Source organism: Halomonas sp. M20 (assembly GCF_020622265.1).
Taxonomy (GTDB): domain Bacteria; phylum Pseudomonadota; class Gammaproteobacteria; order Pseudomonadales; family Halomonadaceae; genus Modicisalibacter.
The window spans coordinates 523,401-540,424 of sequence record NZ_JACNMQ010000002.1 but is presented as its reverse complement, the minus strand read 5'-3'; the positions used below and the strand labels follow the sequence as shown (position 1 = coordinate 540,424).

10 protein-coding genes are annotated in these 17,024 nt (G+C 57.7%); 4 read left to right on the top strand and 6 right to left on the bottom strand.

The features are described from left to right. Nucleotides 1–20 precede the first annotated feature (20 nt). Nucleotides 21–1,439 carry an FAD-dependent oxidoreductase gene (locus H7850_RS08110; protein WP_227369013.1) on the top strand — a complete coding sequence of 473 codons (1,419 nt, stop codon included), beginning with the start codon at nt 21–23 and terminating at the stop codon, nt 1,437–1,439. Nucleotides 1,440–1,507: 68 nt separating this feature from the next. On the opposite strand, the gene H7850_RS08105 is transcribed toward H7850_RS08110, so the two are convergent. The 6 genes from H7850_RS08105 to H7850_RS08080 form a co-directional block, all read right to left on the bottom strand. After that, the gene (locus H7850_RS08105) at nt 1,508–4,558 is read right to left on the bottom strand and encodes a type III restriction-modification system endonuclease (protein WP_227369012.1); all 3,051 of its coding nucleotides are present in this window, start codon (nt 4,556–4,558) and stop codon (nt 1,508–1,510) included. 113 nt (nt 4,559–4,671) lie between these two features. Further along, complete coding sequence (locus tag H7850_RS08100; protein WP_227369011.1) at nt 4,672–6,336, bottom strand: RNA-binding domain-containing protein; 1,665 nt, start codon at nt 6,334–6,336, stop codon at nt 4,672–4,674. Further along, the gene (locus tag H7850_RS08095; protein WP_227369010.1) at nt 6,333–6,758 is read right to left on the bottom strand and encodes a virulence RhuM family protein; all 426 of its coding nucleotides are present in this window, start codon (nt 6,756–6,758) and stop codon (nt 6,333–6,335) included. The genes H7850_RS08100 and H7850_RS08095 overlap by 4 nt, the downstream gene beginning before the upstream one ends. Beyond that, nucleotides 6,755–8,689, bottom strand: coding sequence for a site-specific DNA-methyltransferase (locus H7850_RS08090; RefSeq protein WP_227369009.1), 1,935 nt, complete (start codon nt 8,687–8,689; stop codon nt 6,755–6,757). The genes H7850_RS08095 and H7850_RS08090 overlap by 4 nt, the downstream gene beginning before the upstream one ends. 34 nt (nt 8,690–8,723) lie before the next feature. Further along, nucleotides 8,724–9,392 carry a DUF4391 domain-containing protein gene (locus H7850_RS08085; protein ID WP_227369008.1) on the bottom strand — a complete coding sequence of 223 codons (669 nt, stop codon included), beginning with the start codon at nt 9,390–9,392 and terminating at the stop codon, nt 8,724–8,726. Further along, nucleotides 9,389–12,754 (bottom strand): helicase-related protein, encoded by a 3,366-nt coding sequence (locus H7850_RS08080; RefSeq protein WP_227369007.1) that lies wholly within the window; start codon nt 12,752–12,754, stop codon nt 9,389–9,391. The genes H7850_RS08085 and H7850_RS08080 overlap by 4 nt, the downstream gene beginning before the upstream one ends. A 246-nt stretch (nt 12,755–13,000) precedes the next feature. Between H7850_RS08080 and H7850_RS08075 the strand changes: the two genes are divergently transcribed. The 3 genes from H7850_RS08075 to eno are packed head-to-tail and all read left to right on the top strand — an operon-like array spanning nt 13,001 to nt 16,836. Next, nucleotides 13,001–14,653, top strand: a complete 1,653-nt coding sequence (locus tag H7850_RS08075) for a CTP synthase (RefSeq protein WP_227369006.1) — start codon at nt 13,001–13,003, stop codon at nt 14,651–14,653. Then, nucleotides 14,650–15,495 (top strand): 3-deoxy-8-phosphooctulonate synthase, encoded by an 846-nt coding sequence (kdsA, locus tag H7850_RS08070; protein WP_227369005.1) that lies wholly within the window; start codon nt 14,650–14,652, stop codon nt 15,493–15,495. The genes H7850_RS08075 and kdsA overlap by 4 nt, the downstream gene beginning before the upstream one ends. Before the next feature lie 45 nt (nt 15,496–15,540). Further along, nucleotides 15,541–16,836: a phosphopyruvate hydratase gene (gene eno / locus H7850_RS08065; RefSeq protein ID WP_227369004.1), complete on the top strand. Its 1,296-nt coding sequence runs from the start codon at nt 15,541–15,543 to the stop codon at nt 16,834–16,836. Nucleotides 16,837–17,024: the final 188 nt, after the last annotated feature.

Here is a 17,024-nt window from a genome sequence, read left to right as displayed (position 1 = left end):
GGAACAAGAGGACTTACTTAATGGCAAACCGTCTGAACAACGATTTCCAGTTCATCGATGTCGGCCGTCAGGACCCGCGCAAGAAGGAGGCGCGGACCCGAGCGCGAGAGTTCACCGAGATCTATGAGCCCTACAAACCCAGCGAAGCAGCCAGTCAGGCGCACCGCTGCCTGCACTGCGGCAACCCCTATTGCGAGTGGAAATGCCCGGTGCATAACTACATTCCCAACTGGCTCAAGCTGGTCAGTGAGGGCAATATTCTCGAAGCCGCCGAGATGTCTCACCGCACCAATACCCTGCCCGAGGTGTGCGGCCGGGTGTGTCCTCAGGATCGCCTCTGCGAGGGCGACTGCACCCTTAACGACGGCTTCGGCGCGGTGACCATCGGCTCGGTGGAGAAGTACATTACCGACACCGCCTTCGCCATGGGCTGGCGCCCGGACATGTCGAAAGTCACCTGGACCGACAAGCGGGTGGCGGTGATCGGCGCCGGCCCGGCGGGACTCGGTTGTGCCGATATCCTGGTGCGCAATGGCGTAAGGCCCGTGGTGTTCGATCGCTATCCGGAGATCGGCGGGTTGCTGACCTTCGGCATCCCCGAGTTCAAGCTCGAGAAGAACGTCATGGAGCGTCGCCGGGCGGTGTTCGAGGAGATGGGCATCGAATTCCGTCTCAACACCGAAATCGGCAAGGACGTGACCATCGATGATCTGCTCGCCGACTACGACGCGGTGTTCATGGGGATGGGTACCTACAAGTACATGGAGGGCGGTTTTCCCGGTGAGGATTTGCCCGGAGTGTACAAGGCACTCGATTTCCTGGTCGCCAATGTCAATCACTGCCTGGGCTTCGAGAAGGATCCGGCCGATTATATTTCCCTCAAGGACCAGCGGGTAGTGGTGCTGGGGGGTGGCGATACCGCCATGGATTGCAACCGCACCTCGATTCGCCAGGGGGCAACCAGCGTGACCTGTGCCTATCGCCGCGACGAGGGCAACATGCCCGGTTCCAAGCGGGAGGTAGCCAACGCCCGGGAAGAGGGTGTGGAGTTCTTGTTCAACCGGCAGCCGGTGGCAGTGATCGGGGAGGACAAGGTCGAAGGCGTCAAGCTGGTGCGGACACGCCTTGGCGAGCCGGACGAAAACGGACGTCAACGCCCGGAAGTGGTGCCGGGCTCCGAGGAGGTGCTGGAGGCGGATGCGGTGATCATCGCCTTCGGCTTTCAGCCCAGCGATATCGAATGGTTCGAGTCGAACGACATCGCCATCGATGAACGCGGGCGGGTGACCGCGCCGGAGCACGGTAACTTCCCCTTCCAGACCAGCAACGAGAAGATATTTGCCGGCGGCGACATGGTGCGTGGCTCGGACCTGGTGGTCACCGCTATCCATGAAGGGCGCCAGGCGGCGGAGGGGATTCTCGATTATCTGGAGGTGTGAAGCCGACCGTCACTATTGACTGTCGCAACACAAGAGCCCGATGGGTCGGGCTCCTGTGCTCGCAGCAGTTATCTCACCAAATCCATCAGCTTGTCATAAGAATCCACGACATCGTACTTCACCTTTGCCGTCGCGATGGTCTCGAAGAATTCCGTGGCACATCTGATCTTGGCCTGCTCGATTTCTCGCAGTTCTAGCGATGACATGCTGCCCTTGGTCTCGGCCACGAAGTAGACGTGCTTGACGTCATTCTCGTTGAAGGCGATGGCCCAGTCGGGATTGTAGTTGCCCACCGGTGTCGGAATGAAGAAGCTTTTCGGCAGCTTGGCGTAGACCACTACCTCCTTGCTAGTCTCGAGCTCTTCGACGAAGTCTCGTTCGATCTTGGAATCGGTCACCACATAGTCGAAGACATGACGATTGGCCTTGTAGGCGCGATCCAGCTGGTTTTCCGGCTTCTCGATGGTGAAGATTTCCCGGCTGTGCTGCTCGTTGAGGGGGTCATAGCTGATGTGCTCGACCACCATGCTGGCCTTCTGCTCGTTGATCAACCTGGCGGCCTGAGCCATGAAGTCTTCCGGACTCATCTGGTACTGCTTGAAGGTCTTCGGCTGGATATTGGAGAGAATCGCCGCTACGGTGCGGCGCGTCAGCTGCGTGGCCTCGGCTAGAAGTCCGATCAGGTCATATTGCACGGCTGAGTGAAGCGAGTTTTCGTATTTGACGCGCTCGCTTTCGTTGACGGTGAAGGCCTGCCCGCTGGTCAGGTCCTGGTAGCTGGCTTCCGCCTTCTGGGTGCCGCGCTCCACCTGGTATTCCAGGCGCTTCACCTTGAGCTTCAGGTCCAGGTAGCCCACGCATTTCTCGATCAGCTCGTTGGAGTCGAAGCTGACCGAGTATGCTGCCTTGCGGTTGATGCGCTCCCAGAGTTCCTGAAATTCCTTCTTGTGGAAGTTGTCGTTGAGCGGGTTAAGCTTGGCCTTGCGGCCGTCCTCGATGTGCGGCAGTTGGGCATTGCTGAAGACACTGTCGATCAGCTGGAAGACCTGCTGGGCATAGGGTTGCAGCGCCTCTGGCAGCTCGGCCAGGGTGCCGGCTTCCTTGGCTTGATGGTAGACGTCCGCAATATGGTCGTCGTTATCGGTGTACTCATTTTTGAGCAGGTAGCGATAGATATCTTTGGCCAACCTAGCCGTAACTTCTGTTTCTTCACCCACATCGTTGATCAGCAGTTTTCCCTTGAAATAGTCTTCATCTGCCTTGCGCGGGCGCTCGGAGAGATCGTTGCTGATATCGCGCTGCAAGGCGGTGACGAAGTCCTTGTAGCTCTCGCTGGCGACCACCGTCAGTTCGTTGATGTCGTGCACCGTCATGGGGTCGTCCATGCGGTCCCCCAGCTGGTTGACCGCCAGGCGCAGGCCGCGTCCGACCTCCTGACGCCGGGAGATGGTGTTATCGCTATGTTTCAGCGTGCAGATGACGAAGACGTTAGGGTTATCCCAGCCCTCCCTCAGCGCGGAGTGGGAGAAGATGAAGCGCGTGGGCTCCTCGAAGGAGAGCAGGCGCTCCTTGTCCTTCAGGATCAGGTCGTAGGCATCGACATCGTCGGTCTCGGTGGAGCGAGCCTTGGTCTTGGGGTCGATGAGTCGCTTGGACTTCTTGTCGATGGAAAAGTAGCCGTTGTGGGTGTTTGATGCGCTGATGCCTTTCAGGTAGCGGTTGTACGCGCTGTCTTCCAGGGTCAATACCTGGTTGAGTTGGTGGTTGTATTCCTTCTCGAACATTTCGGCGTACTCGCCCAGCACCTCACCGCCTTCATCGTACTGGCGGTACTTGGCCACCTCATCGATGAAGAACAGCGTGAGTACTTTGACGCCCTGGGAGAACAGCAGCTCTTCCTTCTTGAAGTGCGCCTTGACCGCCTCGCGAATCTGAAGCTGGCGCAGCGCCTTCTCGGTGACGTCGACGGTCACCTCCCCGGCGGTGAGCTCGACGCCGTTGGTGAAGCTGAGCTGATCGATCCGGGCGTCAATATCCGAGACGACGAAGCCCTTGTACTGATCCAGCTCACCCGATAGTTCATGAAGATTGTCGTTCTTGCCCAGCTTGCGTCGCTTACGCTTCGGGCCACTGGCCGTCTTTTGTTCATATTCAACCCAGGCCACCGGGGGCTTGTTCTTCGCCGTCTCGATGTTTTCCAGATAAAGATAGGCGTCGGTGCCGGTGAGGCCTTTGGTGGTGACACCGTGCACCGAGATCTTCTTCACCAACTTCTGGTTGTAGGCGTCCAGGGCGTCCAGGCGGTGGATCTTGTTATAGATCGTCTTGTGGGTCGCCGAGTAGCGCACGATGAACAAGGGGTTGAACTCGCTCAGTGAGCTGAGCGTCTTGTCGCCTTCCATCTTCTGCGGCTCATCGAGAAACAGGATCGGCCGGTTGGCCTTGATTACATCGATGGGGCGCCGCGACTGGAAGTCGTCCAGCTCCTCGTAGATGCGGCGGTTGTCGGCGCCACGGGAGTTGAAGGCCTGCACATTGATGACCATCACGCTGATGCCGGCATCCGAGGAGAAGCTTTCCAGGTTGTGCAGCTGCTTCGAGTCGTAGATGAAGAAGCGCGCCTTCTGGCCGTAGCTCTCCAGGAAGTGGTCGGCGGTGATCTGCAGCGACTTGTAGACCCCCTCGCGGATGGCGATGCTGGGTACCACCACGATGAACTTGCTCCAGCCGCAGCGCTGTTTCAGCTCGAACATGCTCTTCAGGTAGACGTATGTCTTGCCGGTGCCGGTCTCCATCTCCACGTCCAGGTTGTAGGGGCAGCCGGTCTTGTCATCCTTCTTCAAGCCGTCGGAGAGCGGCAGATTCTGGCGACGCTGCACAGCCTTGATATTGCTCAACAGATCGTATTCGGAGAGCTCCAGGGCGGCGTTCTTGAAGCCGGCATCGTCCTGCTCTGGCAAGGCGTACAGTTCTTGCTGACGTGGTTGCCTCTGTCGCACGGCCTCACCCGGATCGATTCGGTACTGAATGCCGCTACTAAAAGGTTGGCCGGCAAAGCAATCTACTAAAGCCTCGACGGCCCGGGTCTGGTATTCCTGAGTCTTGAACTTGAGCTTCATGCTGTTCCTTTCTGCATGCTTTCTGCATCACATTTTTTCGACCATCATGCAGAAAGAATAAACGCTTGATAATTAAGATTAAATTATAAATAGATTGAGCCTTCAGCTCTTTTTCATTCTGCAAGCGTCCAGGTAGGTTTGCCACGTGAACCTATGTTCCGGATTGCTCCACGACGTCGAAGTTTAGTCAGTAGATTGCTAATTTTATGGCGTTTTTGCTCATTTTTGAGAGCATCGCTGAGCTTGTCGGACAGTAGTGCCTCAACCTCGGCGCGGTTGGCCTGACCAAATTTTTCGAGATAATCCGTCAATAGTTTGGCGTAGAACTCATCGTCCTGAGCGCGGGTGCGAATGTAGTCCGCCTTGCCGGCAGTCGCCCCGGCCACACGAGCGGATACGTGGAAATTGGGTTTGCGCCCTTCAATTAGACCGGCTCGCTTGAGACGAGCTATCGCTTCATCAGCAATCGGCAGCTTTTTTTGTATTCGATCCAGCGCTAATACGTCAATCAGAGGCAGATCCGTTTTCTGGATTAACAGACGGCTATAAGCTGAGTCGACCACACCGCCATAAATGCTCAGCCTGACGGCACCTGGCTCGCTCAGGTCATAGTCCGGTAACGGAAGGTAACGCTTGGCTTGGCGCGAATACATGTCATGAATGCCGTAGCCCATGGTATCTATCATGTTGAGCTCCGCCATGGCCTGAGTCAGGAAGGGGTTGCGGTAGCGCCTCGGGACCCGGTGCCCTTCCAGGTAGTCGCTGGGCTCGCCATCGAAAAAGTTGCCTTCATTTTCAAACACCAGGCGGTCGGAATGCTCGATCACCACCACACGAGCATTGCGGACGTAGTCCTGATGCGCAATGCAGTTGTGTAATGCTTCCAATACGATTTTTTGGTCGTACTTGGAGACCTCGACAGGCAGCAACTCGTCCTGTGGTAGCAGTCGCAGTTGGATATTGCGAATACGCTGATACAGCTGTGTGGTGGTCAACAGAAAAGGCGGTGCGAAATGCTCATAGGCTCGCTCCGGCCCCTCCAGCTTCCAGGTCAGCTGCGTCGGATGAGGGGATAGTAGTGGTGCTGCCTCCTCCTTGCCGAGCAGGAGGATGGCCGCCCGGGTCACCTTGCCGTCCAACGTCAGCTTGGCGCGATCTAGGAAGGTCGCCAGCGGCCAGTCCTTCACTTCGCCGGTTTCAAAGCGGTTGGCGTACTTCTGGGCGAAGGATTCGCGGGCCTTGCTGACCGCCTCGGGGTCGAGATGATCGAGCGTGGCATTCGGCACCAGCTGAACGGACCAGTCGGTGGCCTCGGTCTGTCGCCGGATCGCATCCAGCTTGTCCAGGCTAAGGCTGGTCAGGCTTTCCCCGGCGCGGGCATAGTAGTGCCCTTGCCAGGCGATAGGCATCCCCATCGGCGCGGCCGGAATCTCGAACAGCAACACCCGGCCCTCTGAAGTTTGCAGCTCGTGGATGTTGCGGAAGGTGATGCTGGGCTCGGTGCCGTCGGCTATCTGCATCTTGAGCCTGTCGAGCTCACCGGAGGCTTGCCGAAACTCGGACCCCAGGATGCGTCGGGTCTTGTCGTCGATCCCAAAGACCAGCCAGGCGCTTTCACCGGCTCGCAGGTTCGCCTCATTAGCCAACGCCGAGAGGTACTTGCCCAAGTCCGAGGTGGAGAAGCCCTTGCCACCGCGCTTGAATTCGACCACCTCGCTCTCCCAGCGCTCGATCAGGGAGTGCAGCAACTGCGTCAGCGCCTGCTCGTCCATGCTCATCGGGTGAGATTACCTTGACGTTGATATTGGGCGACTTCTGGGCGAAGATCTGCTCGGCACTGCCGGAACTGGGTCGCACGGATCGAGTTGACCCGGTAGCCTACTGAAATGATGGCATCTAGATTGTAGTATTCCACCGAGCGGGAGACCTTTCGCTGGCCCTCCTGTTGAACCGTTCGGAATTTCCTAACAGTTGCCTCGTGGTCCAGCTCGCCCTCGACATAAACATTCTTGAGGTGCTCATTGATGGTGGGCTTGGTGACACCGAACAGCTCGGCGATGAGCTTCTGCGAGAGCCAGATGGTGCCATCCTCGCAGCGAGCCTCGATGCTCTGCTCACCGCTTTGCCCGGTGAAAATCAGAAATTCCGCCGTGCTGTTGCGAATCAGTTGGCTGCCCTGGCCATTTTTGCCCTTGGTCATATCACCTTCACCTCGGTATTGGGCGACTTCTGGGCGAAGACCTGCTCGACGTTGATCTTGACGCTGTCGCTGGCAAAGCCGGCATCGCGGAACACTACGCGCAGCGGCTCGTATTCGGCGAGCTGCTTGACGAATGCCTCGTCGATATCCAGGTCGAAGCAAGCGGCCAGGGCCATATACTTCTCGTCTCCATCGACGAAGAAGACGGTTTTTCCATCAAGCTCCTGGCGAGAAATGGGAAGCGAAAGGTCTACGCCCCAGTCAAGCAAGATTTGGAAGAGAAGGTCTTCAGATGTACGGCCTTTACGAATGTTATCAACAAGGCCAAGGATATCAGATTGCTTCAACCCATCCGGTGAGTACCAGATGTCATCCATATTTGAATTATCTAACTTAAAGACACGAAAACCGACATCCTTAAGCCATCCAGAGTGATGTTCGCCTTGGAGAATATTCTGACCACTTCGCCGGAGCCGCTCTTTGCCAATTTCTGCCACAGTAGTGTATCCAGCCTGGTAAGCCGCACTGCTAATTTCGCATTCTTCAGCCAGCTGAATTGCAATATGCCGTCTATTCCCACCGTCCTTAGAATTCAAGCTCATTACAGCATGACCAGTCGTAGATGAGCCCGAAAAAAAGTCCATGACCAATGCATCATGATCCCAATGAGCAGCAGCATCTAGCAGTATTTCTATATACTGAAAGGGTTTTGGGTAGCTCATAATACCCTCAGCCTCAAGGAGCCACTTCAGCTGCTCATAACCTGCTTCATTAGTAGCCCCAAATTCAACCCCATCAATTAACGAAGAAAGACCCTTAAATGAATTTTCATCAGGCGCCTTAAAAGCCCTTATTTGAAAATTAATAGTATTTACTGTAAAGGTAGCACCCTTACTAAACTGATCATCCAGATATGACTGACTCCAGACAAATGGACCTTTAACAAAAAGAGAAGTCGAGAAAAACCCATTTGAAACTTCAGTATCATCTAGAAGCTCTACAGCGCTAGAGCCATTACCATAGACTCCTTTTTCATATACTCCATCGTTTAATCTTGTTGAAATAGAGCCTTCTGGAAAAACGAGCTTCCCAACCGGGTTGGTTCTTTTTATCAATGGTTGCGATTCAGCCTCATCGGCTTTTCCACCGTAGAGCTTAATATCGGGGCTCTTACTGAAAACAAGCAACCACTCTGTAACAGAAACAATTTTTTTAGAAAGAAAGCTTCCTTTCCTCTTTTTCCTCCAAGAAACTGACCCAACAAAATTCTCACCACCAAATATTTCCTCGCAAACCTTGATTAGTCCAGACACTTCTCCATCATCGATAGAGATGAAAATGACTCCGTCATCACGCAATAAATTTTTTGCTAGACGCAATCTGGGGTACATCATGCTTAGCCAATCTGAATGGAATCTTCCACTTGTCTCAGGGTTTGCGACTAAGCGTTCCCCATGCTCATCTTTTTGCAATGAAGAATTTAAATAATCATTTACTGTTGAACAATACTTATCATGATAGACAAAATCATTCCCCGTATTATAAGGTGGATCAATATAAATAACCTTCACCTTCCCGAGATAAGTTTCTTGGAGGAGTTTTAGAGCCTCAAGGTTATCTCCCTCGATGAAAAGGTTTTTCGTATTATCAAAATCGACACTCTCTTCCCGACAGGGGCGTAGGGTCTTGGCAATGGGCGCATTGGCTGCCAGCAGGGCTTCCCGCTTGCCGGGCCAGTTGAGGTGATAGCGCTCCTGGGGCCCATCGACGATATGGTCGGAGAGCTCCTGGCGCAGCTGGTCGAAGTCGATGGCTTGCTTCACCCGCCCCTGCTCATCCCGCGCTTCCGTGACGCAGCTAGGGAAGAGCTCGGCCAGCTTGGCGATACTGTCCTCGGTCAGGTTGGGCGAGTGCATTTTCAACTTGTCCATGGTGTTGCGTGTCTCCGGACCTCTGCGGTCGTGATCAGGTGTCATAGTCGGCAATTTTCTCACGGATCGAACGCAGCTCGGCGTTGATCTCGACCTTGCGGTTGAACTGTTTTTCGTTGCGAAGGCGCTTATCGAGCTTGTCGGCATCCTTCTTTAGGGCTTCCAGGGCCCTCAAGCGCTCCAGCTGATCCGGCAGGGCTTCGCCCTCATGCGCCGGCGATGGAAGCAGGCTACGCAGCAGCTGCTGGTAGAGCTGTTTCAGATCAATGGCCGTGGGCAGCTGTTGCCTAGGCGTCTCGGCTGGCTGCCAGTCGCTGCTGGCGTAGTGGTCATCCAGCACCCATTTGCTGGGATCGGCCTGGCTGGGTCGCTTGTAGGCAGCGGTGACCCGGATGCCGCGGCCGCCATGTAGCTCGAACAGGATCGGAAAGGGAATGGCACGGTCGATGGCCCGCAGCACGTCTCGGTGCAGATCATCGCGCTTGAGGGTAATCACGAAGACCTGCAGCTCCGGCACCTCAAAGGTGCCGGGCAGGTTGAGCGTGCCATGGGCCAGCTTGGCATGCCAGGTGATCTGGGCGACGTCGTCCCGCAGGCGCTCCCGGAGCTTGGCGGTGGCCCGCACCTGCGCCAGTATGCGCTGCTTGGCCACCACGCGGCCGAGCAGCGTCTTGTGGGGGTACTGGTAGAGCGGTGCCGTCATGTCTCTTTTCCGCTCTCCCTGCTGGCTGCATGGCGCTCCGTGCCCATGTAAGTGGCTGAGCCTGCCTCACGAATGACGATAAAGGTAATCAGCTCGAAGTCGTCGAGCCCTTCGATGATATCGACTAGCGCCGTGGTCGCGCCACCGGTGAACAGGCTGTCGATGTCCCTGTCCTCCTTTACCTCGATCATCGAGCGGATGGCCTGATCCAGTAACGCCGAATAGGTGTGCATCTCCCGGCCGTCTTGGGTTTCCTCGTTGAAGGCACGATAGACGGCTTCGACGGGCTCGCTATAGCCCTTGCAGGCGGTGCGTGCCAGGTCGAGCAGGCGCTTGACCTCGGTGTAGTCGCTGATCACCTCGCCGGTGTGGCTGATGTAGACCAGATAAAAAGGGTGCAGACGGTTCTGCTGCTGTAGGCCATGCCCTTGGTGAGCTACCCGCTGATTGAGGTTGCGCAGAGTGAAGATGATCCCAGGTTTCAGGCCCTTCTCGGGGTGGGCCGGCACGACGGTGTGCAGGCCGTTGGGGAGTCGGCTCAGGTCGCCGTTCTCCTTCATGTAGCCCAGCAGGTCCATTCGGAACTCGTTCAAGCCCAGGTCGGTGATCGACACGCCGGACTTGAGGTCTTCCATCTCCACCACTTCATCCTGCAGGCGGCGCAGCTGCTCGCGACGGTAGGCGACGTCGTTGGACTGGGCATTGAGCACGTTATCGTCGCCGGTGGCGGTGACGTCGGCGATCACCATGCGGTTCTCGACCCGCTCCTTGAGGTTGATGTACTCGTCCAGGCTGATGTCCGGCCAGTAGTTGACCAGCTGGATGCTGGCGTTGGGTGAGCCGATGCGGTCGATGCGCCCGAAGCGTTGGATGATGCGCACCGGGTTCCAGTGGATGTCGTAGTTGATCAGGTAATCGCAGTCCTGCAGGTTCTGGCCTTCCGAGATGCAGTCGGTCCCGATCAGGATGTCCAGCTCGCGGGGCTCACTCGGGTAGACCATGGCCTTGCTCTTGGCCTGCGGGGCGAACAGCGTCAGCAGGCCCTGGAAGTCGTAGTGCTGGCGACTGTTGGGCATGGCGCCAATAGTCGATTTCGGCGCATCGCTGCCGGTCACCATACCAGTGTGTACGTCCTGACTCTCCAGCAGACCAGGCGCCAGATTGTCGTAGAGGTACTTGGCTGTATCCGCAAAGGCGGTGAAGATCATCACCTTGCGGTTGCCGGGGTTGATCGGCGAGGCCAGCTTGCTGGCGATTTGCGTTTTGAGGTGCTGCAGTTTGGCATCATCGGCCGGGGTGACCTTGGCCATTTCCTCCAGCAACAGTTCGATCCATACAAGGTCAGTACTCAGGTCATGCTCCCAGGATGGCAGGTCCATGTCCTCCAGGCTGATCTGGACCTTCTTGCCCACCGTGGTATCGTCCGGCATGGGGATACTGTCGTCTTCGGGGGCGGCGTCTTCGAAGGCCGCGGTGATATCCGCGAAGCTCTCCGAGCGGCCGGTAATATTGAAGGCCTCGATCTTCTTCAGGATGGTTGTGTAGCTATCCTGAAGCCCCTCCAGCGTCAGGCGAAACGCCGCCACCGAGCTCTCCAGTCGCTTGAGCAGGTTGGTGGTCATCAGGGCTTGCAAGCTCTTCTCACGGTCCACCTGCTTGAAGCTACCGCCGCCACTGGACACTTCAGTATCGTACATCTCTTCGTACTTCTTGAGGCGGCTGGGCAGGATGTAGCTGATCGGGGCGTAGACCGAGAGCTTGAGCTGGGAGAGCTGCTGAAAGATCTCGTTGAAGCCGATCACATCGGTTCGGTGGGTGAGAGGGCAGTGAAAGGAGAGCGGCTTACGCCGCTCAGGGAAACTTCCGATATCGCTGGTATCGTAGAAGGTTTCGATATGCCGGCGTGAACGGGCGATGGTCACGCTGTCCAGCAGCTCGAAGAAGTCGAAGTCCAGCGCCTGCAGGATGACACCCGTGGTGCGCTTCTCGGGCGGGAGCGCCGACCATTCGTTGAATGTGGCCTGGGCGCGCCGGAAGATGCCTTCGATGTCCTTGGCGCCGCTAAGATGGCGGGTCAGGTTCTTGGCTTCGCCCTCGTAGGCCAAGGCCAGCTGGTTCTTCAGATCGGTGAAGCGGTTGTTGACCGGCGTGGCCGAGAGCATCAGTACCTTGGTCTTCACACCCGCACGGATGACCTGGTTCATCAGCTTCTGGTAGCGGGTCTCGCGATCCTTGTAGACGTCGTTGTTGCGGAAGTTATGAGACTCGTCGATCACCACCAGATCGTAGTTGCCCCAGTTAACGCGATCCAGCGGCATGCCGAAGGATTCGCCGCGGGTGCGCTGCAGGTCGGTATGGCACAGTACGTCGTAATTCAGGCGGTCTTGGGCCAGTACGTTGGTGGTCAGGTTGCGGTTGTAGGTCAGCCAGTTGTCGGCGAGCTTCTTGGGGCACAGCACCAACACGGAACGGTTGCGCAGCTCGTAGTACTTGATGACCGCCAGGGCAGTGAAGGTCTTCCCGAGCCCCACGCTGTCGGCCAGGATGCAGCCGTTATAGGTCTCCAGCTTGTTGATGATGCCGGTGGCCGCGTCACGCTGGAAGTTGAACAGCTTCTGCCAGACGGCGCTGTCTTGGTAGCCGGTACGGTCGTTGGGCAGCACGTCCTCACTGAGGTCTTCCAGAAACTCATGGAAGATGTGGTAGAGCATCAGGAAGTAGATCCGCTCCGGCGGGTTCTCCCGGTAGACCGAAGCGATATGCTCGCGCAGCCGTTCGGTGACGTCCTCGAGCTTCTCTTCGTCCTGCCACAGCTGGTCGAAGAGGGCCATAAACTGAGAGGTATGCGCTGGCTCGCTGAAGCGGGTGACGAAGTTGGAGACCGCGTTGCCCTGCTGGTAGCCCAGATCCACTGCCGTGAAGCCCTGCAGCGGTATATAGACGGTGTCGCCGCCTGGGGCGGCAACACCGGCAAAGGGCTGCATGGCCGGCTGGCCGCGGTTGGAGCGGAAGCGAGCCTTGCGGCGCATCCAGTCGGCGCACTCACGAGCAATGGCCCGCTGGGTCAGCTTGTTCTTGAGCTGGATCTCGAACTCGCTGCCGTGGACGCTGCGCTCGCGCTCCGCCTTGGGGATGTGGAACTCACGGTGCTCCTTGCGGAACTTGTCGCTGGCCTGGTCCGGCACAAAGGTGGGTGAGGTGAAGATGAACTCGACCGAGTCCAGCGTCTCCAGCTCATCCTTGAGCGCTTCAAAGGCGTAGATCGAGAAGCAGGAGGCCGCGATCTTGAGCCGGGCGCCGGGACGCAGGGTGTCCTTCAGGTCGTCGCCGAGTAGTCGGCTGACGTTGTCGATGATCTCCACTGTACTTCCCCTACGGTTCCAACGCCGTGTCTATTTATGCGGTCTCGTTGTCTTGGATGAGATTCGTGCTCAAGCTTATATCAATGTCTAAGCATGTTGAAATGCGGCGGTCCGTCTCGGCACCCAAGCGTCGCCGCGCCAAAATTGAGCCCCCACCCCGAGTCTGCTATTCTGGCGTCCCATCCGGGCCCGATTCTCCTTGCGGCCCTTTTTCAGAGCTTCTGCTCACGATTCGACAGGTTTTCCATGACGCGATATATCTTCGTGACCGGCGGCGTTGTGTCCTCTCTCGGCAAGGGCATCGCCTCGGCCTCTCTCGCAGCGATTCTCGAGGCACGCGGCCTCAAGGTCACCATGCTCAAGCTGGACCCGTACATCAACGTCGACCCGGGCACCATGAGCCCATTCCAGCATGGCGAGGTGTTCGTCACCGAAGATGGCGCGGAGACCGATCTCGACCTGGGGCACTACGAGCGTTTCATTCGCACAAAAATGACCCAGGCCAACAACTTCACTACCGGTCGCGTCTACGAATACGTGTTGCGCAAGGAGCGTCGCGGCGACTACCTGGGCGGCACCGTGCAGGTGATTCCGCACATCACCGACGAGATCAAGCGCCGCGTCTACGCTGGTGGCGAGGGTTTCGACGTAGCCCTGGTGGAAATCGGTGGCACCGTGGGGGATATCGAATCCCTACCGTTTCTCGAATCCATTCGTCAGTTGCGCAGCGAAGTTGGCGCAAGCCGAGCGCTGTTCATGCACCTGACCCTGGTGCCTTACATCAAGACCGCCGGCGAGACCAAGACCAAGCCGACCCAGCATAGCGTCAAGGAGCTGCGCTCCATCGGCATCCAGCCGGACATCCTGATCTGCAGAAGCGAGGTGGAGCTAGAAGAGGTCGAGCGGCGCAAGATTGCGCTGTTCACCAACGTCGAAGAGCGGGCCGTGGTGCCGCTGCAGGATGCGGACACCATTTATCGCATTCCATTGATGCTGCATGAATTTGGCTTGGACGAGATCGTCTGCGACAAGCTGCGTCTCGAAGCCCCGGAAGCGGATCTCGGTGAATGGATCCACGTGCTGGATGCCAAGCTCAACCCCTTGAAGTCGATCAACATCGCCATGGTCGGCAAGTACATGGAACTGCTCGATGCCTACAAGTCGCTCAATGAAGCCTTGATTCACGCTGGCATTCAGTCCCGGGTCAAGATCAACATCGATTATGTCGATGCAGAGATCATCGAACGTCACGGCACCGAGCGCCTGGCGGGCAAGGATGCGATTCTGGTGCCTGGAGGCTTCGGTGAACGGGGCGTTGAGGGCAAGATCACGGCGGCCCGCTATGCCCGGGAGCAGGGCGTGCCCTACCTGGGCATCTGTCTGGGCATGCAGGTCGCGGTGATCGAGTTCGCGCGGAATAAAGCCGGCTGGGAGGATGCCAACTCCACGGAGTTCAGCCGGGATACGCAGCATCCGGTGATTTCCCTCATTGCTGAATGGATCACGCCGGAAGGCAAGATCGAATTGCGCGACGAGGCATCCGACTTGGGCGGGACCATGCGCCTGGGCGGTCAGGTCTGTCAGCTCAAGCCGGGCTCCAAGGCGCATCAGGCCTATGGGCTGGAGGCCATTACCGAGCGCCATCGCCACCGGTACGAGGTCAACAATCAGTTCGTTGAAGCGTTGGAAACGGCGGGGCTGGTAGTCTCCGGCAAGAGCGTCGACAATTCCCTGGTGGAAATGATCGAATTGCCGGATCACCCCTGGTTCGTGGCCTGTCAGTTTCATCCAGAATTCACCTCCACGCCGCGGGACGGACATCCTTTGTTTTCCGGTTTCGTGCAGGCGGCGCTGGAGCATAAGGCGGCGCGTTCGCGTCCGCGGGTCGAGGAATCATGAGCAAGAAAATCGTCGAGTTTGCCGGCCTCGAAGTCGGCAATGCCCGGCCGCTGACGCTGTTCGGTGGCATCAATGTGCTGGAATCCGAGGCGCTCGCCCTGGAGACCGCCGCCGCCTATGTCGAGGTTTGCGCGAAGCTGGGTATTCCCTATGTCTTCAAGGCCAGCTTCGACAAGGCCAACCGCAGCTCGATCCACTCCTATCGGGGGCCGGGTCTGGACAAGGGGCTGGCGATATTCGCCGAGGTCAAGCGTCGTTTCAATGTGCCGGTAATTACCGACGTGCATGAACCCTGGCAGGCCAAACCCGTGGCAGAAGTGGCCGATGTCATTCAGCTACCCGCTTTTCTGGCACGGCAAACCGATCTCGTGGTGGCCATGGCCGAGACCGGCGCGGTGATCAACATCAAGAAGCCCCAGTTCGTCGCCCCTCCTGAAATGCGTCATATCATCAAGAAGTGCCGAGAGGCGGGTAATGATCGCCTGCTCCTCTGCGAACGTGGCTCGAGCTTCGGCTACAACAATCTGGTGGTCGACATGCTGGGTTTCGGCGAGATGAAGCAGACCGGCTTTCCGGTCATCTTCGACGTGACCCATTCTCTGCAGCGCCCGGGCGGGCGTTCGGACAGCGCCGATGGTCGGCGTGCCCAGGTGTTCGATCTGGCCCGGGCCGGGGTCGCGGTGGGCCTGGCCGGACTCTTCCTCGAGGCCCATCCCGATCCGGACAACGCCCTATGTGACGGCCCTTGTGCGCTGCCGCTGGATAAGCTCGAGCCCTTCTTGAGCCAGCTCAAGCAGCTCGACGATTTGATCAAAGGGTTCCCCGATATTCAGGTCCGGTAACCATGGTTTTCGATAACGCTTAACGATATAGAAGGACGACACGACATGGCAGAGATCGCCGATATTCGCGCGCTGGAAGTACTCGACTCACGTGGTAATCCGACCGTGCAGGCCGAGGTCATTCTCAAGAGCGGTGTGCGCGCCAATGCTTGTGCGCCAAGTGGCGCTTCAACCGGCTCCCGGGAAGCGCTGGAACTGCGCGATGGCGATAAATCCCGCTACCTGGGCAAGGGCGTGCTCAAGGCGGTCGAGGCGGTGAATGGCAAGATTCGCGAACGCCTCGTCGGCATGGATGCTCGCGATCAGCGGGCGTTGGACAACGCCATGCTGGAGCTCGACGGCACCGATAACAAGGCTAACCTGGGTGCCAACGCCATTCTTGCGGTCTCTCTCGCTGCCGCCAAAGCCGCTGCCGCCGAGCAGGACGTACCGCTCTACGCCCATATCGCCGAGCTCTACGGTCAGCCCGGCCAGTACAGCATGCCGGTGCCGATGATGAACATCATCAACGGTGGCGAGCACGCGGACAACAACGTCGACATGCAGGAGTTCATGATCCAGCCCGTCGGCGCGCCGAATTTTCGTGAGGCGCTGCGCATGGGCGCGGAAATCTTCCACGCCCTGAAGAAGGTGCTCTCCGGGCGAGGCCTGGCCACGGCCGTGGGTGATGAAGGCGGCTTCGCCCCAGATCTGGATTCCAACGCCGAGGCCTTGGCGGTGATCAAACAGGCGGTAGCGGACGCGGGCTACGAGCTGGGTAAAGACATCACCTTGGCACTCGACTGTGCTTCCTCGGAGTTCTACAAGGGCGGCCAGTATGACCTGGCTGGCGAAGGCAAACGCTATGATGCCGCGGGATTCGTCGACTACCTGGCAGAGCTTGTCGAGCAGTACCCCATCGTTTCTATCGAGGATGGCATGGATGAATCCGACTGGGATGGCTGGAAGCTGCTCACCGAGAAGCTCGGCGACAATGTGCAGCTGGTGGGCGACGATCTGTTCGTCACCAATACCAAGATTCTCAAGCGGGGTATCGATGAGTCCATCGGCAACTCGATCCTGATCAAGTTCAACCAGATCGGTTCACTTTCCGAAACACTGGACGCGATCCGCATGGCCCAGGACGCCGGCTTCACTGCGGTGATATCTCATCGCAGCGGCGAGACCGAGGACACCACCATCGCCGACCTTGCCGTGGCCACCTGTGCCGGCCAGATCAAGACCGGCTCGCTGAGCCGCTCGGATCGCATCGCCAAGTACAACCGTCTATTGGTGATCGAGCAGGAGTTGGGCGACAAGGCACGTTATCCAGGGCTCAAGGCCATCAAAGGCCAAGGCTGAAGCGCTCTTCATGATGCCGATGTAATTGCATTGGGCTATTTTAGAAGCGTCTATTTCAGAACTGTTTACCGGCGGCACATGATGCCGCCGGCTTGTTGTGCGCGGCTCTGTTGTTCCGCCACCGTCTCCTGCCTTTCTTGATTGTCGTCAATATCTCCAGTTTTTGTAAGATATTTCCTACAAAAGCG